The following is a 25,820-nucleotide window of genomic DNA, read 5'->3' as shown; positions in this document are numbered from 1 at the left end:
CCATCGTCCGCGAGGACGACGGCCAGGAGGTCGCCGCCGCCGGGCCGGGAGAGGGCTCGCTCGCCTTCACCGTGCCCGCCGGGGAGGACGGCCGATACATCCTGGTCGTCCGCGCCGGGGACGGGACCTGGGGCCTGCTCTCGCAGTATCTCCTGTCGATCTCCATCACCGACCGGGTGGCGCCGGTCGTCTCCGCCCCGGGTCTGCCCGCCCCGGGGCAGGCGACGTCCCGTCTTGTGGGTTCCGTCGGTCTGAGCTTCTCCGAGGAGATGGACCCGGCCGCGGTCAACGACCCGTCCAACGTCGAGCTCCGCTCCGCCGGCCCCGACGGGTCGTTCGGCACCGGCGATGACGTGGTCATCGCGCTGTCGGCCTCGCCCCCCTACACGGGCGGGACCTCCGCCAGCTTCGCGCCGGCCAGGCCGCTGGCGCCGGGGTCGTACCGGCTGACGGCGAAGGCGGGGCTGAGGGACCGGGTCGGCAACCCGCTGGCCGCCCCGCTCGTCCGCGAGTTCCGCGTGGAGGCGCTGGCCGGCTTCACCGCCGAGGCCGAGCCCAACGAGTCGACCGCGACCGCCACGGCGCTCCCCTTCGCCTCGTTGTCCACCGGGCTCCGGCAGGGGCTGGGGCGTGGCCATCTGTCGGCGGGGGATGTTGACGTCTGGAAGTTCACGGGGAAGGCTGGGGAGCGTCTGGCCATCGCCGCCGAGGCCCCCGACTCCGCCGCCGTCAGCTTCTACACGACCTACGTGGACTTCTACGTCTACGACGGCAACGGCTCGTACCTGGCGCAGTTCTCCGCCTCGCCGTCCGGGTCCCTCTACTCGCCGCTGGCGCTGCCCGCCGACGGCGAGTACACGATCCGCGCGCAGCCGGGCTACTACGGCTACTCCGGTGAGTACCGGTTCCGCGCCTCGCTGGTGGCCGCCCCGCTGCAGGCCGAGGGGGACGCCCAGCTCGTCGCCGACGTCGCCGCCAAGCGCCTGAGCATGACCGTCGCCGGCGCGATCACCGAGGAGTACGAGGAGGACCAATTCGAGGTCGGGCTCCTCAACGCCGGGCAGGCGATCACTCTGACACTCTCCCGTCCCTCGGCGAGCCCGCTGGTGGCCTCCCTGGCCATCGTCCGCGAGGACGACGGCCAGGAGGTCGCCGCCGCCGGGCCGGGAGAGGGCTCGCTCGCCTTCACCGTGCCCGCCGGGGAGGACGGCCGATACATCCTGGTCGTCCGCGCCGGGGACGGGACCTGGGGCCTGCTCTCGCAGTATCTCCTGTCGATCTCCATCACCGACCGGGTGGCGCCGGTCGTCTCCGCCCCGGGTCTGCCCGCCCCGGGGCAGGCGACGTCCCGTCTTGTGGGTTCCGTCGGTCTGAGCTTCTCCGAGGAGATGGACCCGGCCGCGGTCAACGACCCGTCCAACGTCGAGCTCCGCTCCGCCGGCCCCGACGGGTCGTTCGGCACCGGCGATGACGTGGTCATCGCGCTGTCGGCCTCGCCCCCCTACACGGGCGGGACCTCCGCCAGCTTCGCGCCGGCCAGGCCGCTGGCGCCGGGGTCGTACCGGCTGACGGCGAAGGCGGGGCTGAGGGACCGGGTCGGCAACCCGCTGGCCGCCCCGCTCGTCCGCGAGTTCCGCGTGGAGGCGCTGGCCGGCTTCACCGCCGAGGCCGAGCCCAACGAGTCGACCGCGACCGCCACGGCGCTCCCCTTCGCCTCGTTGTCCACCGGGCTCCGGCAGGGGCTGGGGCGTGGCCATCTGTCGGCGGGGGATGTTGACGTCTGGAAGTTCACGGGGAAGGCTGGGGAGCGTCTGGCCGTCTCCGCCGAGGCCCCCGACTCCGCCGCCGTCAGCTTCTACACGACCTACGTGGACTTCTACGTCTACGACGGCAACGGCTCCTACCTCAGGCAGTTCTCCGCCTCACGGTCCGGATCCCTCTCTTCGCCTCTGGTGCTGCCCGCCGACGGCGAGTACACGATCCGCGCGCAGCCGGGCTACTACGGCTACTCCGGTGAGTACCGGTTCCGCGCCTCGCTGGTGGCCGCCCCGCTGCAGGCCGAGGGGGACGTCAAGCTCGTCGCCGATTCCTCGACCCGGACGCTCAACGCAACCATTGTAGGTTCTTTTAATAATGAATATGAATCAGACACGATTTCACTGGGAATTCTGAACGCCGGCCAGGTGATCACGCTGACCCTGGCGAAGCCCGCCGGTAGCGGGCTGTCGGCCCTCCTCACCATTCTCCAAATCGAGGGCTTCAGTCAGACCCAGGTCGCCTCCTCCGCGTCGGGCGTCACCACGTTGACGTACACAGTGCCGGCCAGCGCCACCCCCCGATCGTACTCGGCCTCTCTCCAGAGGTCGGGGGGTACCTTCGGCCTGCTTTCGCAGTATCTCCTGTCGATCTCCGTCACCGACCGGGTGGCGCCAACGGTGAGCCTGAGCAACCTCCCGGAGCCCGGGGGTACGACGTCCCGTCTTGTGGGTTCCGTCGGTCTGAGCTTCTCCGAGGAGATGGACCCGGCCGCGGTCAACGACCCGTCCAACGTCGAGCTCCGCTCCGCCGGCCCCGACGGGTCGTTCGGCACCGGCGATGACGTGGTCATCGCGCTGTCGGCCTCGCCCCCCTACACGGGCGGGACCTCCGCCAGCTTCGCGCCGGCCAGGCCGCTGGCGCCGGGGTCGTACCGGCTGACGGCGAAGGCGGGGCTGAGGGACCGGGTCGGCAACCCGCTGGCCGCCCCGCTCGTCCGCGAGTTCCGCGTGGAGGCGCTGGCCGGCTTCACCGCCGAGGCTGAGCCCAACGAATCGGCCGGGACCGCCACGGTGCTCCCCCTGACGACGACCTTCACAGGGCTGAGTTCAGGGGCTGGTCGCGGCTACATCATCGCGGGGGACCTCGACACCTGGAAGTTCGTCGGTAAGGCGGGGGACCAGGCGACGATCGTCGCCGAGGCGATCGACTCCGTCACGCAGAGTTTCTCGACGACCTCCGTCAACCTCTCGCTTCTCGGACCGGATGGACGGCTCATCGCCTCCTTCTCGGCGTACAAGAACCCGTCCCAGCTCGCCCCGGTGTCGTTGCCCAGCGACGGGACCTACACGATCCAACTGAGTCAGGGCTACTACGGCTATCAGGGCGAGTACCGGTTCCGAGCCTCGCTGGCGTCGGCGCCCTTGACGTTGGCGGTCGACCCGGGCGACTCGCTCACCCAGTCGACCGCGTTGCCCCTCCAGACCAGCGGCAACACGAGGCTGGCGAGCACGGCGGGTGTGATTCTGCTCCCCGGTGACATCGACACCTACGCGCTCGGCCGGATCGAGGCGGGCCAGACGGTCTCCCTCGCCGTACGGACCCCGGCGGGGAGCGGGCTGGTTCCCGCCGTCAGCCTCTATGACGCCGCAAGCGGCTACCTCGTCGAGGAGTTGGGGGGGCTTTCTGGGGACGCCCTCGCCCGGGTGCGGATCACCCGCTCGGGGACATACTTCGCGGTGGTCTGGGGCCGGGACGGCACCGGGGGCCTGACTGCCCTGTATGTCCTCGACGTGGTCGTCAGCCCCTCCGGCGCGGCAACGGTGCCGAACCTGGTCGTATCCTCCGTCGAACTGCCGACGACGGCCGCCCCGAAGAGCGGGGAGGCCGTGACCTTCACGTATACCGTGACCAACTCCGGGAACCTGGCGACCGCCGGGGGGTGGTCGGACCGGGTCGTCCTCTCGAAGAACGCGATCTACGGCGACGCGGACGACATCCCGCTCGGCCAGTTCGCCCGATCCGGGTCGCTCGCCGTCGGCGCGAGCCGGACGGAGAGCTCATCGCTCACCCTGCCCGACGGTATCGAGGGCGACTACTATCTCCTCGTCGCGGCCGACGCGTTCAACGAGGTGAACGAGTTCTTCAACGAGGGGGACAACACGAGGGCTTCGGCGCGGACTTTCCACATCACCCGCTCGCCGTACGCCGACCTCGTTGTCGAGGGGGTCTCGGGCTCGTCTGCCGATAGCTCGGGCCGACTGACCCTCTCCTGGCGGACGTTCAACCGGGGATCGAGCGTCGCCTCGGAGGGCTGGCGCGAGCGGATCATTGTCCGTCGTGCCGACAACAATGGCCTCGTCTCCAGCACGACCCGGAATGTCGAGGGGGGGCTGGCCGTTGGGGCCTCGAGGGCCGGCTCGCTTGAGCTGTCGCTGCAGCTTGGGGTCCGCTACACCGTCGAGATTACGACCGACCTGGATGACCGGCTTTACGAGTTCAACGCCCAGGGCCACGAGGCCGCTGAGGGGAACAACCTGGTCCAGGCCGAGATCGTCCCGAGCCAGGCAGCGCGGCCCGACCTCGCCGTCGAGACGTTCACTGCCTCCGCCTCCAGCGTGATCGGCGACCCGGCGGAAGTGACCCTCACCTGGACCGTCAAGAACGGCGGCGGGGCCGCCCCGGGCGTCTCACGGTGGCTCGATCGGATCGTACTTGTTCGCGACGGGTCCACACCCGGTCCCGAGGTGGCGATCATCGAGGTCGAGCGCTCCGGGGCCCTCGGCGCCGGGCAGTCCTACACCGTCTCGCGCACGGTGACTCTCCCCGGCGGGCTCGACGGGACCTACCGGCTCATTCTCCGAGTCGATGCCTCGGGGACGCTCGACGAGGGGACAGGCGAGGGGAACAACCTCTCCGATGGCGTGATTCTCGGCGTCACTCCCCGGTCGCTCGCCGACCTCGTCGTCAACTCGGTCTCCCCACCGGGGACGGCCGCCAGCGGGCGGGCCGTCAGCGTATCCTGGGTCGTGGGAAATCGCGGGACCGCCTCCGCCCGCGCCTCGTCCTGGGTTGACCGGATCGTGCTCTCGGCCGATGCGGTGCTCGACCCGTCCGACGTCGAGCTGGGCCGAGTCGCCCGCACGTCGGCCCTGGCCGCGGGAGGGTCCTACACCGGCTCGGGGAGCTTCGTCCTCCCCGAGGGGATTTCGGGTTCGTACCACATCTTCGTGATCGCCGATGCCGAGGATGCGATCGACGAGGGGAACTCCGAGGGAAACAACGCGGGGCGCACCGTGTCCCCGATCGCCGTGACGCTGACCCCGCCCCCCGACCTGAAGATCGAGTCGATCTCCGTACCGGCGTCGGCCCAGCCGGACGAGACGATCCGGGTGCGCTGGACCGGCACGAACGCGGGCCCTGGCGCGGCGGCTGGCCCTTGGGTCGACCGGCTCTACCTCTCGACCGACGGCCGGGTCGAGGGGGCGACCCTGCTCGCCGCCGTCGCCCGCTCGGGCTCGCTCGCCTCGGCCGCCCAGTACCAGGCGTTCGCCGATGTGGTCATTCCCCGGGTGACGGCCGGCGGATACCGGCTCCTCGTCGTCGCCGACGCCGACGGCCAGGTCTACGAGCACTCCGGCGAGTCGAATAATTCCCTTCACGTCCCGCTGGCGATTCGGAACGCCGACCTGAAGCCGACGACGATCACGGGGCCGGCGATCGCCGTCGCCGGCGATGAGATTGTCGTCCACTGGGCGGTCTCCTCTCAGGGAGGGGCCCCTGCCCTCGGGACCTGGGTGGACCGCGTCTATCTGTCGAGCGATGCGACCGTCGACGACGGGGACATGCTGCTTGTCGAGGTCGACCACACCGGCCCGCAGGTGGCCGGCTCCTCGTACGAGGTCACGCGGACTGTCACCCTTCCGCGCACGCTAGTCGGAGGCACCTATCGGTTCCTCGTCGTCGCCGACGCGGGCGACCAGATTTACGAGCCGGGGGCCGAGTCGAACGTCGCGGCATCCTCGCAGACCCGGATCGCCGCCTCCCCGTTCGCCGACCTCGTCACCTCGGCGGTGACCGCCCCACCGCTGACGATCGGCGACCCGGTGCGCGTCACGGTCGGATGGACTGTCACCAACCAGGGGACCGGGCCCAGCGGCGCGGTGCCCTGGGTCGACGTGGTCATCGCCTCGAAGGACACCGTCGTCGGCAACGGCGATGACATCGTTCTCGGCCGCTTCGAGCGTCCGTCGGCCCTCAGCGTGGGCGAGAGCTATGCAGCGTCGGAGACGTTCCGCCTTCCGCCCGGCTTCCAGGGCCGGTACACCCTCTTCGTCAAGGCCGACGCGAACAACGCGGTCGACGAGTTCGACTACGAAGGGAACAACGCTGGCCGAGCCCCCGGCTTCTTCGACGTCGTGCCGTCTCCCTACGCCGACTTGATTGTCGGCCAGGTCGAGCCCTCGGCCTCCGGGCAGAGCGGCAAGTCGCTGACGATTCGATGGACCGTCGCCAATCAGGGGATCGGGCTCACGAGCACGCCATCCTGGCGAGACTCGGTCTACCTGACGACCGACCCGACGGGACAGACCGGCCTGATCTCGCTTGGCAGCTTCGACCACAGCGGCCACCTGGCCGTCGGCGCGAGCTACGAGCGCACCGCCACCGCGGTCCTCCCCCACGGGATCAGCGGGACGTACTACGTCGTGGTGGCGACAGGCGGGCCTTATGAGTTCGAGTACACCCAGAATAATACCCGGGTCGGTGGTCCGATCGAGGTGACCCTGACGCCTCCCCCCGACCTGACGGTCACCGACATCATCGCCCCCGCGGACGTCGTCTCGGGCTCGAAGATCGACGTGACCTGGACGGTCCGCAACGCCGGGCCGGGCGACGCGATCGGCACCTGGACCGACACGCTCTCCCTGCGTCGCGTGGACGGGACGGGTGCGATCCCGCTCGGTTCCTTCAGCTTTGGAGGGGGGCTCCAGGCCGGGCGCACCTACTCTCGCTCGGAGCAGTTCACGCTCCCTGAGAACATCCAGGGGCTCTATCGCCTCGAGGTGACGACCAACTCCGGACTCTCCCTCTACGAGCACGGGGCCTCGGGCAACAACACGACGGCCGACGACGCCACGACGCTCGTCCGGCTGGCCCCCCACCCCGACCTTCAGGTCAGCTCGGTGACCGCGCCGGGCCGGGTTCAGGCCGGCGGCACGGTCTCGCTCGAATTCGTCGTCATCAATCAGGGGACCGTCCCGACCACCGCCCCGCGCTGGTCCGACTCGGTCTACTTCTCACTCGATGGCGTCATCTCGGGCGACGACATCTTGATCGGGACCATGGAGAACGGCTCGGCGCTCCTGCCGAGCGAGACCTACCGCACGAAGACGCCGGGGCTGGTCGTCCCGAAGCGGTATCGAGGCCCGGCCTTCCTGATCGTGAGGGCCGACTCCGGGGCCGCAGTCAACGAGTTCCCTAACGAGGACAACAACGTCTTCGTGCAGGAGATCTACGTCGACCCCCTCCCCCCCTCAGACCTTGTGATCAGCGACGTCGTCGTGCCTTCGCAGGCGTTCGACGGCAGCGAGATCGAGGTCCGATTCAGGGTCACCAACCGGGGCGCCAACCCGACGTACGAGGCGAACTGGACCGACACGATCTGGCTCGCGGTGAATAAGGTCCGGCCCGATCCCCGCAAGTTCAAGACCGATGACAACGTCCAGTACGACATGGTGGTCGGCCAGGTCGCGCACTCCGGGAGGCTCGGGGTCGGCGAGAGCTACGAGCAGGTCGTCCGGATCACGCTGCCGAGGCGCGTCTCGGGCGAGCTCTACATCACCCCCTGGGCCGACACGTACGACGTCGAGTTGGAGGACACCTTCAGCAACGTCATCAACACCGACGACCCCAACGAGCTCGACAACAACAACTACAAGGCGCGGGCCATCAAGGTGCTGCTGACGCCGCCGCCCGACCTTGTCGTGACCACGGTGACTCCGCAGGCGCAGGCTGTCGGCGGAGACTCGTTCACGGTGCGCTGGGCCGTCGCCAACCAGGGGCGAAATGAAACCGAGGAGGGCTCGTGGTATGACGCGGTCTACCTCTCGGATTTCCCCGACCTGACCACGCCGAACGCGGAGCGCTGGTATCTCGGCTCGATCCAGCACACCGGCAAGCTCGGCGTAGGCCAGAGCTATGCGGCGGAAGCGACCTTCGCGTTGACGCCCGTTGCTGCGGGCAAGTACGTGATCGTCGTCACCGGAGCCGGGGTCTGGGAGGGGCCGTATGGCAACAACAACGTCAGCCATGGGAGCACGAGCGTCGTCCGGCGCGACCCGGCCGACCTCCTCGTCGAGTCGATCCGGACCGAGCCGGTGAGCTATTCCGGCGAGGAGACGACCGTCTCCTGGACCGTCAAGAACGCCGGCGCCGAGACCTGGTCGGGGACGCGGTACTGGACCGATTACGTCTACCTCTCGCCCGACGACACCTTCATCCCAGGCCGGGCAACCCACATTGGCTCGGTCATTCGCGGCAATCAGCCGACCCTCGGGGCCGGCGAGAGCTACACGCAGTCTGCGCAATTCACGCTCCCCGCTGGGATCGGGGGCGAATACTACATCTACGTCATCACCGACCCGAACGGATCGAATGGAGAACGGGGCGGCTACAATGACATCAGCCGCGATTCCTTCATCTCCCGGGGTTATGAAGACGCGTCGAACAACCTCGGTATGGCACCCCTGCCGGTGGTCTATCGCGAGCCCGATTTAAAGGTCACCGACCTGATTGCGCCGGGGGGGACGCCCCTGTCGGGCGACCGGGTCCGGGTCGCCTGGACGGTCACCAACATCGGCACCCGCGACACGCGGCAGTTGGAATGGATTGACCGCGTTTACCTGTCTCGCGACGCGTCGCTCGACTCCGGCGACCAGCTCCTCGGCTCTTGGATTCGCTCCGTGGGCCTCGCGAAGGGGGCCTCATACGACGCGAGCCTCGACGTGGACCTCCCCGACGGCATCGAGGGGGATTTCTATCTCCTGGTCTTCGTTGACTCGAATATCACAGGGCCTGTCCCCCCGGCCGATCCCTCGCTCCGGTACGAGTACGGTATCTCCGTGGGCATGGCTCGCGTGCCCGAATTCGCGGACGAGGGAAACAACATCACCGCGTCGGCGCAGCCGATCGAACTTCGGACCCCGCCCGACCTGCTAGTCACCGCCGTATCGGCCCCCGAGCACACCCTGATCGGCCAGGCCTTTGAGGTCACCTACACGGTCAGAAACGCCGGCGCCGGCGACACGCCGCCGAAGCAGTCGAGCTGGGACGACCTGATCTACCTGTCGCGCGACGCCTTCCTCGACCTGGATAGCGACCGCTATCTGGGCTCGATCCGCCACACCGGCGGGCTCGCGTCGGGGGGCTCGTACACCGAGACTCTGACGTTCCGCGCCCCGCGTGACCTCGCGGGCCCGTTCTACGTCTTCGTATACACCGACGCATCGCGTGGGCGGGCCCGGGGCGTGGTATTCGAGCTCGACAAGGAGGGGAACAATGCCTCCCCCTCCCCGAGGCCGATGATCCTCGACGTCCCCCCCCCTTCCGACCTCCAGGTCGACACGATCCGCCTGCCCGGCTCGGCACGTTCGGGCGAAGTGGTCGACGTCACCTGGACCGTCTTCAACCGGGGAGACTTCCAGGCCGAGGGGAGCTGGACCGACGCCGTCTACCTCTCCGAGGACGCCGTCTGGGACGTCAACGACAGGCTGCTGGGCCGGGTCTCTCACTCCGGCACTCTCCTGTCGGGCGGCTCGTACGAGGCGGCCCTTCGGGCGACCCTGCCCCCTGCCCGGCCGGGACAGTACCGGATCATCGTCCGTCCCGACATCTTCAACGAGGTCTACGAGGGGACGAACGAGTCGAATAATCGGACCGCCTCCGCCGACCCCCTGAACGTCACCGTCGACGAGTTGCACCTGAACATCCCCCTGGAGACGACCCTCTCCACCGGGGATGAGCGGCTCTACAAGGTCGTCGTCGGGCTGGGCCAGACTCTGCGGGTGACGCTGACGACGCCCGCCCAGAACGCGGCCAACGAGCTATTCCTCCGCTACGGCGACGTCCCCGACGGGATCACCTACGACGCCTCGTACCAGGGCCCGCTGGCGCCGAATCAGACGGTGATCATCCCGCTAACCCGGCCGGGGACCTATTACATCCTGGTCCGCGGTCACTCCGAGCCGGCCCCGTCGACTCCGACCACGCTCCTGGCCGAGGTGCTCCCGCTCTCGATCACCGCCGTCTCCCCCGACGCCGGTGGCGACTCGCGATGGGTCACGACCACGATCCTCGGCGCCCAGTTCCAGCCCAACGCGATCGTCAAGCTCATCCGCCCGGGCTTCGCCGAGTACGAGCCGACCCGCTACGAGGTCGTCGACAGCACGAAGATCATTGCGACCTTCGACCTCCGCGACGCGCCGCACGGGCTCTATGACATCCGGGTGGTCAACCCCAACGGCGACACAGCGGTCTCCCCTTATCGCTACCTCGTCGAGACGGCGATGGAGACCGACGTCCGGATCGGGCTTGGGGGCCCCCGGGTGCTCGCCCCCGGTCAGACCGGGACCTATGGCTTCTCGCTCGAAAGCGTGAGCAACGTCGACGCCCCCTATGTCTACTTCGCGTTCGGCGTCCCCGAGCTGGGGATCAATCCGAACCTGGGCCTGCGCTACCTGGACTTCTTCCAAAATCTCGCGGGTGGGCCCGGGTCGGCGGATCTGGGCGACGTCCCGTGGGCGAGCCTCAACTCGACGATCAACACCGGCGGCTACAACCTGGCGCCCGGCTACGCCTTCGACCTCTACGCGCGGAGTTATGCCGGGCGCACCTTCAACACGGTGATCTATCCCGGCCTGCTCGAACGGCTCGCGGAAGATCCCGAATTCCTGGAGGAATTTGCGCTCGAGCCCGAGAAGGTCGCCTTCCAGTTCCACCTGGTGGCGACTGCCACGGCGCTGACCCGCGACGAATTCATCGCCCGGCAGACCGCCGACGCACTCCGGCTCAGGGAGAAGATCCTCGCCGACCCGGCCGCCAATCGCACGCTCGTGCTCCTCGCGGCCGACTCCGATACCTGGACCACCGCGTTCCTCTCGGCGCTCGAAGAGGTCGGGCTGCTCCGGCCCGTCGATCAGGCGCCTCCCATCCGGACCGATCCGAGGCTGGTCAGCCTGGTGGCCACGCTCAGCTCAGGCCTCCTGATCGGTCCGGCGGGGGATCCGATTCGCTCGGAGGGGGACCTCGTCAAGTTCTTCGAGCAGGTCCGCGAATGGTACGGGAACGACCCGAACCTCCTCGGCCCGATCACCTCGACCGATCCTCTGATCTCGCCGGCGCAGCCGATCGATGAATTCGACTTGAACCTCTCGCATCCCACGCACTTCGAGTCATTCAACGTCTACGTGCCGTTCGGTGACCTCCAGCTCGATATCCCCCCGGGCAACCCGCCGGTTCCCCCCGACTTCGCCTCGTACTTCAGCACGGCGGGCTCCTCGACCCCACTGGCGACTTTGACCGGGCCGATCGGCTACGGCGCGAACGGGTTCGTCCCGGCTAGCCAGGCGCTCCCGTACACGATCCGGTTCGAGAACCCGGCACAGTCGGCGACTTCGGCCAACGAGATCCGGATCGTCACAAAACTCGATGATGATCTCGACCCGCGGAGCTTCCGCCTCGGCGATCTCCGCATTGGCGACATTGAGGTCCACATCCCCTCGGGACGCGGGATCTTCCAGGGCGACTTCGACTTCATCCGCACCAAGGGGTTCATCCTCCGCGTCAGCGCCGGCCTCGACGTGCAGTCGAACACCGCCACCTGGCTGATCCAGGCGATCGACCCCGAGACCGGCGAGGTCCTCGAGGATGTCGACGCGGGTCTTCTCCGGCCCAACGACGCCAAGGGGTCGGGGAGCGGATTCGTCGGCTACACGGCCGTCCCCAAGGCCGGGATCGCCACCGGCACCGAGATCCGTGCCGAAGCGAGGGTCCTCCTCGACAACGCCCCGCCGCAGGACACCAACGTGCTGGTCGCCCTGGTCGATGGCGCGGCGCCGAGGACCACAGTGATAGTGGAGGCGATCGTCGAGGGTGGCTCGGACTACCAGGTCCGCTGGTCCTCGGTCGACGAGGCGTCCGGCTCGGGCGTCCGGCACGCGACGGTCTATGTCTCGGAGGATGGCGGAGAGTACAGGATCTGGCTGCGGCAGACGACCGCGACCGAAGCGATCTATCAGGGTCGGGCGGGCCACGAGTATCGGTTCCTGGTGCTGGCGACCGACCAGGCCGGCAATCGCGAGAAGCCCGACGCCGGGGTGCAGGCGCCCGACGACGGATCGGGGGCCAACCTCGGCGCCCTCCCGTCGGTCCCCGAGACCACCGAGTTCGACCCCGGCCCGCCGGCGCCGATCGGCCAACCGTCGAGCAATCCACTCTACCTTGAGGCCGAGCGGGCCATCCCCGCGGCCGTGCCCGGCACACGCCCGTCCGGCTTCACGGAACTCATTCGACCCTTCGTGGGCGCCTCGTTCGCGACCGGCATCGCGCAGAGCCACGCGGGCATCGGCCCGATGGCCATCGTCGAGCTTCCCGATCGCAGCGTGATCCTCAGCGGCGGGCCGGGGCGCAACCTCCTATTCCGGCTCTCGGCGGCCGGTGGGCAGGTTGGCGAGGCGTTCGCCACGCTCCCGCTGCCGATCTTCGACCTGGCGCTCGACGCCAACGGCGGGCTCTGGGCCACGACCGGTGGAGGCCCGCTGCTGAGGCTCGACCCCGACACCGGCGCGATCCTCGGGCGCTTCGGCGACGGTCTTACCCAGGCGCTGGCAATCCAGCCGGGAACCGGGACGATCTTCGTCTCCTCCGGGAAGGGGATCGAGACGTTCGACCCGGCCACCTCAACCTTCCGCCACCTCTCCGACGTCCGTGTCGGCAGCCTAGCATTCGCCCCCGACGGCAGCCTGTGGGCGGCGAGCTGGCCGAGCCGGGGGAATGTCCTCCGCTTCGACCTGACCGCGTCGAGGGTCCGGCCCGAGCTGATGCTCGAATTGAAGACACAGGTCGACTCGATCGCCTTCGGCAAGGCGGGGACCCACCTCGCCGGCCTACTCTTCGTCTCGAACAACGCCGGGCCCCGCGCGGGAGTGGGCAGCGAGCTGATCATGGTCGACTTGGCCAGCCTGCGTCGGGTCGCGGTGGCCCGGGGTGGGACGCGTGGCGACGTGGTTCGCACGACCTCCGACGGACGGGTGCTGATCAGCCAGACGGGCCAGGTCGACGTCTTGAGCCCGGTGATGGCCCCCCGGGTCGCCTCGACCAACCCCCCCACAGGGGGCGTGGTCCCGCTCCCCATGGGTTCGGTGAGCGTCACCTTCGACCGCGACATGTTCGTGGGGACGGCCACCGACCCACGATCGGTCCTCAACCCGGCCAACTACCGGCTCGTTGGCGCCTCGGGGGGGGCGGTGACGATCCGCTCGGTCGCTTATGACCGTGGCAGCCGGACCGCCTCGCTGGTCTTTGACTCGCTGGCGCCCGACACCTATGTGCTGCGCGTCCTGACCTCTCTCCGTAGCGTCGAAGACCTTCCTCTGGCCGAGGAGTATGCCGGCACCTTCCGGGCGGTCAACGACTTCTCGACGATGGTCGCCGTCAAGCTCTCACGCGGCCGGGCCGATGCGGCGCACAAGACCATTACCTACGATGTGACGGTCACGAACAACTCGACGAGCAACCTGCAACCGGCGATCTGGCTCTCACTGGAGGGGCTGAATCCGCTCGATGTCGAGCCGGTCTCCTCGGGGGCCGTCTACCGCGACGGCGCCTGGTGGATTGACCTCAGCACGCAGGTTCTCGGGGGCCTGCTCGGTCCCGGCCAGACCACCTCGCCTCGGTCGATCACGTTCTCGAATCCCTCCGGGGGGCGTCTCTCGTGGAAGTCGGGGGTGCTTGCCCTTCCGTTCCCGGAGGCGGCTCCGACCTTCCTGTCCGCGCCGGCACTCACCGCCCAGGTCGGCCAGCCTTACGACTATCAGGCCTCTGCCGCCGGGGCCGCGGGCACGAAGCTGGGTTACTTGCTCGTCTCGGGGCCCGACGGGATGACGGTCGACTCGGCGACCGGTAGGGTCCGGTGGCTCCCCACGGTCGCCTCGCCGATCGCCGCGACGGTCGTCCTCCAGGTCTACGACTCGAAGGGCCGCTCGGCGACCCAGGAGTTCACGATCGACGTCTCGGGCACGAATCTGGCGCCTGTCGTGGCGGCGTTGCCGGACAAGATCGAGGGCCGCGAGGGGATGCCGCTGGAGATCGCCCTCCAGGCCACCGACCCCGAGGGAGACCTGCTGACCTACTGGGCCGAGAACCTCCCCCCGGGCGCCGTCTTCGACCCGATGCAACGGGCCTTGATCTGGACCCCGGGCTTCGACGCGGCCGGCACCTATCCCGACGTCCGCCTGATCGTCGGCGACGGCATCCACCGCGTCGTCCGGTCAACAACCCTGGTGATCGCCCCCACGAACCAGGCGCCGACGCTGGTGCGCCCCGCCGACCGGACCATCCTCGAAGGGGACCGGCTCCGGATCGCGATGATCGCCGACGACACCGAGGGTGACGCCGTCGTTTATCACAGCTCCATGCTCCCCGCGGGGGCGACCCTCAACCCGCTGACCGGCGTGCTCGAATGGACCCCCGGCTACTTCCAGCACGGTACCTACCAGATCCCGGTGACGGTCACCGACGGCTCGCTCTCGACGACTCGAGAGTTCAACGTCACGGTCCTCAACGCGAATGCGGCCCCGAGCTTCGATGACCTGAGCGGGTGGCAGGTCCGCGAGGGCCAGGTCCTCCGCTTCCGCGCCTTCGCGGCCGACCCGGACAACCCCGGGCACATCCCGCAGGACCGGCTCCCCGACGGGACTCTGACCCCGCTCGAGGGGACGTCGTCCTTGGTCGCTTACACCGTCACGGGGCTCCCGCAGGGGGCTGCCTTCGACCCCGCGACGGGAATGATCACCTGGCTCCCCGGGTACTCTGCTGCCGGAAGCTACTCCATCACGATCTCGGCCAGAGACGACGGCGACGGCACCGGCATGCCTCTGACGACCACCGTTGTCGTCCCGATCACTGTCCTGAATACGAACCGGCCGCCGGTCTTCGCGCCGATCGCCAACGTCTCGGTCGACCGCGGCGGTGTCCTCGATGTGCCCATTCGTGTCATCGACCCCGACGGCAACCCGGTCGCGATCGCGGCCGCCGGCCTGCCCGGCTTCGGGCTCCCCCCCTTCGCTGCCTTCGTCGATCGCGGCGACGGGACCGCCCTGCTTCGATTCGCTCCGGGGACGGGACACCGCGGGAACTACACGATCACTCTGCGGACGACCGACGAGGGAGACGGAGACGGCGCCTGGGCTGCCCTGTCGGCCGAGCAGACGTTCATCGTCACGGTTGTCTCCCCCAACGATCCCCCGAGCCTGGGTCACGTCGGCGACACCGTGGCCGTGATCGGCCAGGAGCTCCGACTGGCCCTGTTCGCTCGCGACCTCGACGAGGAGTCTCTCACTTTCGAGGCCGACGGCCTCCCCGCCGGCGCCCGGATCGAGCCCTCCTCGATTTACGGCGAGGCCACGCTGATTTGGACCCCGAACCAGGGGCAGGCCGGCATTTACGACGTGACGGTCCGCGTCCTCGACGGTGGCAACGGCGACCCTGCCTCCTCCGTGTCCGCATCGAGGACATTCCGCCTGGTCGCCCGCGCCTCCAACGCCGCACCGACGCTGGCCGCCGTCGGTGACGTGACCGTCGCCGAGGGAACGCCCCTGGTCCTCGACCTCTCCGCCGCTGATCCCGACGGCGACCGACTGACCTACTCCGCCCGCAACCTCCCGGCGGGCGCGAGGCTCGACGCCGTCACGGGGCGCCTCTCCTGGGCACCGAATTTGTTCCAGGCCGGAATTTATGCCGGGATTGTCGTCACGGCGAGTGACGGCCACGGCACGGCATCGCAGACGTTCCGCGTCGAGGTCACGAACACGAACCAGGCTCCGACGTTGACGCCGCTGGCGCCGCAATCGGGGCGAGAGGGGACGCCGCTCCAGTTCACGCTCGTCGCCACCGATCCCGACGCCGACCCGCTGACCTACTCGGTCGCGTCGTCGCTCCCCGACGGAGCCCGCTTCGACGCCAGGACGGGCCGGTTCCTCTGGACCCCGGGATTCGAGCAGGCCGGAGACTATCTCCTGGCGTTCCGGGCGCTCGACCCCGATGGCCTGACCTCGATGGTCGATGTGATGCTCTTCATCGACAACGTCAATCGCGCCCCCAGCCTCGACGCGTCGCACCACAGTGCAACTCTGGGCGAATGGCTCGAATTCGATCTGGTGGCGGCCGACGCCGACGCCGGGACCACCCTGACCTTCGCGGCGCAGGGGCTCCCGCAGGGGGCGATGCTCGACCCGGCCACCGGACACGTTCGCTGGAGGCCGGGCGCGGGCCAGGCGGGCGACACGCTGGTCACCTTCTCGGCCACCGACGGCGAGGCGACCGCGAGCCGGACCGTCCTGCTCCGCGCCTCCATCGCCCCTCCGAAGCCCCAGGTCCACATCGAGCTGACCCCAAGTTTCCCGGTCGTCCCGGGCCAGAGGGTGCTTGTCCACGCGATCGCCGGGAGCCTGGCCCAGATCGTCGGGTTGACCCTGACCGTCGACGGCGTCCCCGTGCCGATCGACGCCCAGGGGCGGGCCGAGGTGGTCGCCGGCCGGTTCGGGCGGCTGATCCTTCACGCCACCGCGACCGACGCCGACGGCCTGATCGGAACGGCCGAGGCCGTCCTCAAGGTCCGCGACCCGAATGACCTCGCCTCGCCCGACGTCGCGCTCAGCCCTACCCTCCAGGGCTTGAAGATCACCGCCCCCACCGACCTGATCGGCCGGGCGTTCGACACCAACCTGGACGAATGGACCCTCGAGCTGGCCCCCCTCGGCTCAGACACCTTCCTTCGTATCGCGGGAGGACACGACTCGAGGTCCGATGGCGTCCTCGCCCGGCTCGATCCGGGTTCGCTCGCCAACGGCTTCTACCGCCTCAGGCTCACCGCGGCCGATATCGGCGGGCGTTCGAAGACGGCTGATGTCACGGTCGAGATCTCCGGTGCATCCAAGCCGGCTCAGTTCCTTCACTCCGAAACCGACCTCGCGGTTACCCTGGGCGGGACGGGCCTCAGCCTGGTGCGGGCCTACGACTCGCTGGACGCGGGACGTCCCGGCTCGTTCGGGCCAGGATGGCGGCTGTCCAACGTCGAGTTCAACCTCCAGGCTGGCGTCGAGCCGACCGGCCGCGAAGCGCTCGGCGTCTACACGCCGTTCCGGGCCGGGACGAGGGTCTACCTGACCGTCCCCGACGGGCGTCGGCTCGGCTTCACTTTCACCCCTAAGTCGAGCACGGTCTCCGGGCTAACCTATTACGTCCCGAGCTTCACCCCCGACGCGGGCAACGACTACCGACTCGACGCCTCCCCGGCAATCCTCACCCGGGTCGGCGACCGCTTCTACGAGATCAAGACGGCCCGCCCCTATCACCCGGCTGCTCCCGAATTCAACGCCGAGGCGTACACACTCCGGGCGCCCGACGGCACCGCCTATCAGCTTGACGCCGACGGCACGGCCCGCGAGATCAACCTGCCGGGGGGCCAGACGTTCCTCGTTAGCGACGCCGGCATCGCCGACGCCGCGACGGGCGAGGCGGTGCAGTTCGTCCACGATGAGGCCGGCCGCATCGTCTCGATCGTCGCACCCAATGGAACTCGCCTGATCTACGGCTATGACGCCGGCGGAAACCTGATCTCTGCGAGGAACATCGCGACCGGCCGTTCGGGACGCTATGGCTATGCCCCCGGCTCCCACCTGCTCAACCTGGTGAACGCCTCGACGGCCTCCGAAGGCAAGGTCGTCGTGTACGGTCCGGTCCGGCAGGTCCAGCCGCTGACCGCCGATCTCGGCGGCTCGGGCCAGTACCTCTCCTCGACGACATCAGGCACCCTGGCCGCCGGCGCGACCGCCCGCTTCGCGTTCGGCGTCCGTCCGTCGGAACTCCGCGCGACCGCCGACGGTCGGATCCTGATAGGCATCGAGATCACCACTCCGACCGGGAGCGGCCTGCGGCCTGCGGTCCCATCGATCCCCGGCCTGACCCCGCTCATCAGTCGGGTCAGCGCAAATTCGGCGTTCGCCCTGTTCGCGATCGATCGCGAAGGGCAGCACCTGCTCGAAGTGGCGGGCCTCGGCGGCACGTCGGGGGGCTACACGCTCAGGATGTTCGCCGCGGGCGACGTGAATGGCGACGGCATGGTCGACGGCGTCGATGGGCAGCTCATCGCCTCCGCGCAGGGAACCTCAGCGGGGCAGTTCGGCTATCTCGTCGGGGCCGACACCGACCTCGACGGGGTGATCGACGCCGCCGACGTCCAGATCCTGGGGAGCAATCTCGGGTTCGCGGCCAACCGGGCACCGGCCGTCACGGCGGGCGAAGTTCTGACGCACACAGGCCTCTCCTTCTCGTACGACGCCGCCGCGAAGGCCGCCGACCCCGAGGACGACCCGGTCTTTATCCGGGTTGTGGGAGCCGACCACGGCGTTGCCCGGCTGGAGGCCGACGGCAAGACGATCACCTTCACCCCAGATGCCGACTATTCCGGCGCGGCCAGCTTCTGGTACGTGGCCGATGACGGCTACGGCACCTCGACCCCGGGGATCGTCCGGGTAAACGTCAGCGATGCCCCGCTCGTTCGGCTCGATATCACGACCCGAGAGCTTTCGCTCGACGCTGGAGGGCGAACGACCGTGGTCCTGGTCGGGGATTTCGCCGACCAGCAGGGAGTCGTCCTCCCCGGCTCGTATGTGACCTTCGCCGTCTCCGACCCCGGCGTGATCTCGGTCTCCTCGTCGGGAGTTGTGACCGCGTTGGCGAACGGGACGTCGGCCCTGCTTGTCTCGGCGAAGGGACTCCAGGCCGCGACGGCGGTGGCCGTCGGCGCCCCGGCCGGCGAGCAGATCCTCCTCTACTGGTTCGGCCTCGACGTCTACCCCGATGCGGTGACCCTGGCTACCGGCGGTTCCGGCCGCCAGCTCAAGATTACCCTCGACGGCTCGAAGGACCTGACTTCGTCCGCCTCGGGCACCCGCTACTACGTGAGCGATCCCCGTGTCGTGGAGGTCGGCCCCGACGGTTTGATGCGTGGCCTTGCGGCGGGCTCGGCGACGGTGACCGTCATCAACGGCCCGTCCGAGCGTCTGATCGAGGTCCATGTCGAGGCCGCTAGGACCGGCCCGGCGGTGGTCGGGACCGGCGGCGGGGCGGTCCGGGGAGCCGACGGCTCGCTCGTGACGATCGCCCCAGGCGCCCTGACGTCGCCGGCCACGGTCCGCATCGAGGCCGTCTCGAAGGCCGACCTCCCCATGGCGTTGCCGAGCTTCATCCAGTTCGTCGGCGCGGTCGCGCTCGACGTCGGCGACCAGGAGTTGCTCCAGCCGGCGCAGCTCGCCATCCCGGTCGGGCCGGGTGTCTTGCCGGGCTCGAAGATCTTCGTCTACCGGGCCGGCGCGGTGCCGAAGGGCGACGGGACCGAGATGCCGGTCTGGTTCCAGGTCGAGGTCGGGGTAGTCGGCACCGATGGCTTCGCCCGGACGACGTCGCCCCCCTACGACGGCGTCCGGATCAAGGGCACCTACATGTGGGGGATGGCACCCGAAGCGACCAGCCAGGTGAAGGGGCGGCTCGAGTTCACGACCGGCATCAACGACGGCGGCTCGTCCTTCAACCTGATCTCCAACATGGCGGGCGGGATCGGCGTGGGCGTCTCGATGAGCCTGCTCGCCGGCTTCGTCATGGACATCCCGGTCGGCTCCAACGACATGCGGCTGGTGGCGATCCCTCGCACGGGGGCACCGGTGATCAGGGACTTCGTCATCGAGGCCCAGCCGGGCGCCACCGCCATCAGCGTGACGGTCCCCACCGGTGTGGGATTGATGCCCGAGGCCGACACCCCACGGATCTCGTCGATTCGGGTCGACCTCACCTCGGCCCCCGGCACGACCCGGCTCGTCATCACCGGTGAGGCGTTCGGGGCCAGGAAAGACGAGCTGAAGGTTCACTTCGAGATGGGGGGGGCAGATCTGGACTTCTTGAACCAGGTCTTCTATCGCCGAGGAGCCCTCGACATCACGGCCGAGATCGAATCGGTGAGCCCCGATGGCAAGGAGATCCGCCTGGTCCTCCCCCACGGCGTGACGCTCGGTGTCGCCTACATCACGGTCCGTCGGACGATCAAGCAGGCGATCCTGCCGGACCTGATCATGACGAGCCTGAAGGCCCAGGTCCCCGCGACCTCCGACTATAGCTATGCGGCCGGGTCGAAGGATCTCCTCGTGCTGGACTCTCGCACGCAGGCTCCGGTGGCGCAGGTCGCGTTGTCGGGCGCGGGCTTCTCGAAGATGACAGCGGCGACCAACGACGGGACGCGGGCCTACGTCCTCCGCAGCGACGGGACGATCGACGTCATCGACACCGTCGCGTTCCAGCGGATCGACGCCGATCCCTCCACGCCCGACGTGATCGACAGCATCCGGCTTCCGAATGCGTCCCCCTCTCACATCGTCATCGACCGCCGCGACGAGTTCGCCTACGTGACGGACTCGATCACCGGGACGATCTACGTGATCGACATCTCGCCGACGTCGAGGGACTACAACTCACTCGACCGAACGATCGACGTCGGCCCGGCGCCCAAGGGACTGCGGGGGATCGCGGTCAGCACCGACGGGAAGACTCTGTTCGTCGCCGCCCCGGCCCGGGTCAGCTACGAGCGCAACGCCCCCTCCGAGAAGGGGCGAATTTTCGTGATCGAGCTCGGCGGCGGGCTCCTCGGCCTGCTCGATAAGAAGACGGCGATCGATGTCGGCCCGTCCCCCTTCGGCGTCACCTCGACCTCCGACCCCAACGCGATCGTCTTCACCGACTATCTCTCTGACCTCTCGGGCTTCAACGTCTTGAAGAAGCAGGGAGGGGCGTGGGGCCTCGCCGGTTCGGTCCAGATGGCGCTCGGGAGCTCCGAGGACGCGTTCGACGTCAATAACGTGCGTTCGGTGGTCGTCACACCCGACCTGAAGTATGCGTTCGTCATGGGCTACAACGCTCCAGACATGGAAATCCCCAGCCATAATCACTTCGAACCAGAAGACTACCCGGCCGGGAGTAACATCGGCATCATCCGCGACCCTCTCGGGGCCGCGACACTCGTGGCGGCCACCCGGCCAATTCCCGCCGGCTTCCAGTATGAGCTGGCGATCTCGGGCGACGGCCGCTACCTCTACGCCTCGATGCCGACGATCCCGATCGCGGGTGGCGGCCTGGGGGCGGTCTTCGTGTACGACGTCACGGCGATCGACGCCGCGGTGAGCGACCCTAGGAACGCATCGTTGATGACCCGCTACGGCATCAACGACATCATCGACGGCCGGGTGAAGGATGCCGCCGGAAACCTGCTGCACAACGCGGCCATCGACCTCCACGCCGCCTATGCCCTACAAGGGGGCACGAAGGGCGCCGATCCGGTTTATGAGGTCTACAGCGGAGCGAACGCCCCGCTGAGTCTCGGTGGGGCCAGGGGCCTGGCGACCCCAGTCAACGTACTCGAATTGCTCGGACCGGTCGGCACCGGCAACGTCCTGGAGCCGCTCTTCCGCTGGAAGATCGAGGGGGGACGGCAGCCGGTCGAGACCAAGCTCTACCTCAGCACCTCCCCGGCGGGGGAGGGGCTTTTCCCCGAGGATCTTTTCGAGCTTCTCGACCTCAACCCCAACCGCATCCTCAACGGGGTCAGCCTCGGGATCACCTCCGCCGGGGATGGCGTCTATGAGTACAAGCTCCCCACCGGCCGACGCCTGACGGCGGGCCAGGTGTATTACTGGGGGGTCGAGACGACCACGGCCGACGGCTACCGCTCTCGCAAGTGGTACTCCTTCCGCACGGCACCGGTGAAGCTCGCCGGTCCCTTCAACGGGGTGACGATCATCACCCATGGTTTCGCCGCGTTCGGGAATTCGATCTCGGATGCGAATCAGTTCGTCGAACTCGGCAAGGAGATCGCGACCTCGGCCGGCGGTGGCGTGGTGCTCGTCTACAACAAGCAGAACGGAACCTGGGAAGGGGGGACACCGAAGCTGGGCGAGGCGCTTGTGCTGGTCTCCGACTGGGTCGCCGAGTCGGACATCGACGACTCCGGATTCTCAGAGGCCGCGGCCGATGCCCTCTTCGCGGCGCTCGTCCGTCTCGACGCCTCCGCAGGGATCGACGGCAAGCTCTTCCAGTCGGCGCTCCACTTCATCGGGCACAGCCGGGGAACGGTCGTCACCGGCGAACTCATCCAGCGGTTCGCGACCTACTTCCCAAAGAATCGGGTCGACGGCAAGGCGATCGACATCCAGATGACCACCCTGGACGTCCACGACTTCAATCAGCCGAACCTTGAGTTGCCCGTGGTGGCCCAGTGGGATAACTTCCACGAGCCGATGGTCCACGTCTGGGACAACGTCGCGTTCGCCGACAACTATTATCAGAGCCTGGCCGAGGACAATCTCATCGTCGGGAGCCTCACCCCCAACGGCCGGACGCTCTCGCCGGGAGCTGACCCGCTTCACCCGGATAAGGACCCGAAGACTGGCGACGGTGCCGACCTCAACCTCCTCCTCAACGGGATGTCGGGCTTTACTCGCGACGACGCGGGCGAGATCCGGCTCTCCCTGGGCGCCGGAGTGGGCTTCCCGCTCGTGGGCCCGCACAGCCGGGCGTGGAGATGGTATGCGGGCACGACCGCGATGGACCTTCTCCAGTTCCAGTCCGGGCCCGACGGCGAGCTAGTTCAGCGCCGACTTGTCGACTCCCTGGTCTTCCTGGCTTCGAGCGGCTTCATGGTCCGGCTAGCCCGATATCGGAGCGTCAAGGACGCTGTCGTAAAGATCGCCTCCGACAATGTGAAGAACATTGTGGACAGCCTTAACGCGAAACCCTGGTACGTGCCCGCGCAGTACGCGAGCGTGCCAGACGCAGCACCCCAGGAGGGGATCGGAGTCGGGTGGTTCTACAGTCGCCTCGGCGGCGGCGACGACAAGCGGCCGGTCTCGGGGAATCGGCTGGAAGTCTACTATGACAACACAAACTCTGATGACCCGAATGCACGCGTCTCCCCCCTGGAGAGCCTCGTCTTTGACACCGCGGGCACGAAGTTCGCCCCCGTCCAGAGCATCTTCAACGGCGACTTCGAGTCGGGCACGTGGTATCTGACCGAAAAGGACCGCTTAAGCTCCACTCGCTTCTCCCTGGCGGATGCCAGCCGGCTGTATGCCATGCCGGGCTGGTCGTTCCATGGCGGTTTCAGCGGTACCTCCCTGGACCTCTCCGACGACCAGGTCGAGGGCAAGGGCCGGCTCCAGGACACGGGAAATAACAACTACGCGGTCGAGCTCAGCCATCGCTTCACCGGCAACTCGATCGTCCACAACTGGATGTATATCCCCGAGATGGCGGCGGGGCTCCGGTTCTCCATGAACGTCCTCGAGGCGAGCGACCTCGACGAGCTCCGGATCGTCATCACCACCGACGACGGGACGATGCACGAGCTGAACGCGGGCGATTGCCTCAACACGACTGTCATCAATGTCTCCGCGGCCGGCCTCGACACCTACCTGCTGAAGCTCCCCGACGAGGTCCGAGGCAAGATCGGCACGCTCAAGTTCACTCTCAGGTCCTCCGCCGGGAAGGTTCATAGCAAGATCCTGCTCGACGAGATCTTCTTCCAACAGGGCCTGAACATCACCGACGACAGCTTCGAGATGAAGGATCACACCGTCTTCCTCGCGCAGCCCGGCGACGTCTCGCGGACCTTCACGATCACCAACCCGCTCGGCAACACCGGGATGGAGATCACTCGGATCGAAGTGGGTGCCAACGCCTTCATTCGGTCGATCGCGGGGCTCCCCGGCGGGGTCGTCACTGCTCTCAATGACAGCGCCTCCCATGTGATTCTCGCTGCCCCAGTCCGCCTGGCCCCGGGCCAGTCACTCACCTTCACCGTTACGACCGAACTCGCGTCAAATTACTTCGATACGCTGAACGACCAGGGCGCGGGGATCGCCCACGACCAGCTCCTCTGGTCGCAGATTTATGTGTCGAGCCGGCCTATCTTCGTGAGTCAGACCGGCAGTCAGGTCGGTAAGGAACTGAAGGACGAGCTCAGCGTCTATCGGCTCGTCGATGCCGGCGACGAGGACATGAACGACGGGAAACTCAAGTTCGCCGACACGCTCGCCGGGCACACCCGCGAGGTCATCGTCTCCCTCGAAGGGGACGGGTGCCATGAGGTTGGGATTCAGATCGAAGGCGCCAACTCCAAATTCGCCGCCTCCGAGGTGTCCACCGGACTCTACGCTCTCGGCTTCTCCTCCGACCAGGAAGGCTCCTACGACGGGATCGCGAAGTTCTATCTCCGAGGGAAGCAGATCGGCGCCGTCGATCTCTCCGCGCGGGCCACGGAGCGGCAGACCGTCAATCTCAACCTCGACTCCCTCCGAAATGAGTTGACCGCCCTCCTGCTCAACCCCGAAGTCTACTTCGCATCGGCCAACCCCGATGTCTATCTGCCGTGGTTCGCGCCGATCCAGGACCTCTTCACCTTCACTGGCTCCCTCCAGATTGTCGACGAAGACTGGGAGCTATTCCTCGGCGGGCTCGACCAGTCGCTCACCGGGGATATCTACAAGCCGTTCGCTGAAGAAGGGGCAATCTCCTTCGAATCGGGCGGGAGCAACGACATCAATTATTTCGCATTCTACGTTCCCGACGTCGGCAGCGCCGCCCTCATCGACCAGGCGTGGAGTTCGGTCATCGAGAAAGTCGACGACCTCTCCAACGCCGATATCCAGTTAAGGTCCGACATCTCGCTTGCCTCGATCCGCTTCGTCATGGACCAGGCCACGAACCCGGAGCGTGGGGGGGCCCTGGCGGATTGGCCCGGGGGAAATATTGCGAATCAGGTCGTCCTGGGAGAAGTCCTGTACCTTTTCTCCGAGACCTTCGGCGAGTTCTCGCCGGCCTCGCTCGCCAACCTCGGGAAGTTCTTCGGCTACGCCATCGGCCACGAGCTAGGCCATAACCTCGGCCTGTTCGACGAGTACAACGCCGCGAAGGAGCCGATCTTCACCGACGACCTCGGCTTCATGGCGGGGGGCAAGAACGCCACGAACCACGTCACCCAGGCCGAGGCCGCGACTCTCTGGATGGCATTCGACATCCCCGAACACGAGATTGGCCTTGACCAGATCAAGAGCTACCTCGGCTGGTATATCGAGCTTTACGTCAATCAGAGAGACACGCGGGGGACCCCCGCCCACCCCCTCCCCAACTCGGCTTGGCTGCAATCGGCCCCCGCGCCGGTGGTCATGTCGGGGGCATTCGGCACCTCGGTGAGCATGCCCTCAGTGCCGGAAGTCGCCCTGTCTCCCTCCGCCGCTCCTTTAGAGATGCGACTAGTCGCCCTTGGGGCGGGCTCGGGCGGCGGTGTGCTCGACCTGGCCGCTGATCGCGACCTTCTCGAACCAGGCTCGGCGATCTTCGCAGTCGTCGCGCCCTCGGGAGGGGCGGCCCCTCTCATCGCGACCCTCGCCCCCCCCTCGGTCTGGCCGACCGACCCCGTGATCACCCCGAGCTTCGCCGAGGCGGCATCGGTCCGGAAGACCGTTCCCACGGGACCGGCTTGGCGTCGGCGGATCCCGTCGGCCCCGAGTTCGGCCAGGCCGGTCGGGGCGGGACGCTACCAGGCCGTCAGGGTCGAGACGGCCTCGGGGTCGATGAATTCTGACGGGTCTGTGATTGAGGCTGTCCGGCCCGGCTCGAGGGTTGTCGAGCGGGCACTCCAGTCCACCGAGTTGCTTTCCGACATCGCCCTGGGCTGGTGGGGGCTCTGA

1 protein-coding gene (only partly in view) is annotated in these 25,820 nt (G+C 68.0%); it reads left to right on the top strand.

The window, feature by feature from the left end; all coding sequences use genetic code 11:
• A protein-coding gene (locus EP7_RS09830) for a CARDB domain-containing protein (protein ID WP_463527683.1) crosses the window boundary here: on the top strand, nucleotides 1-25,820 show its 3' portion. It extends 4,804 nt beyond the left edge of the window; the window shows 25,820 of its 30,624 coding nt (coding positions 4,805-30,624); its start codon lies off the left edge, out of view; the stop codon is at nucleotides 25,818-25,820.

It is taken from the genome of Isosphaeraceae bacterium EP7 (assembly GCA_038400315.1).
Lineage (GTDB): Bacteria > Planctomycetota > Planctomycetia > Isosphaerales > Isosphaeraceae > EP7.
The sequence above is the reverse complement of the archived record's forward strand: the minus strand, read 5'-3'. Positions and strand labels throughout refer to the sequence as shown.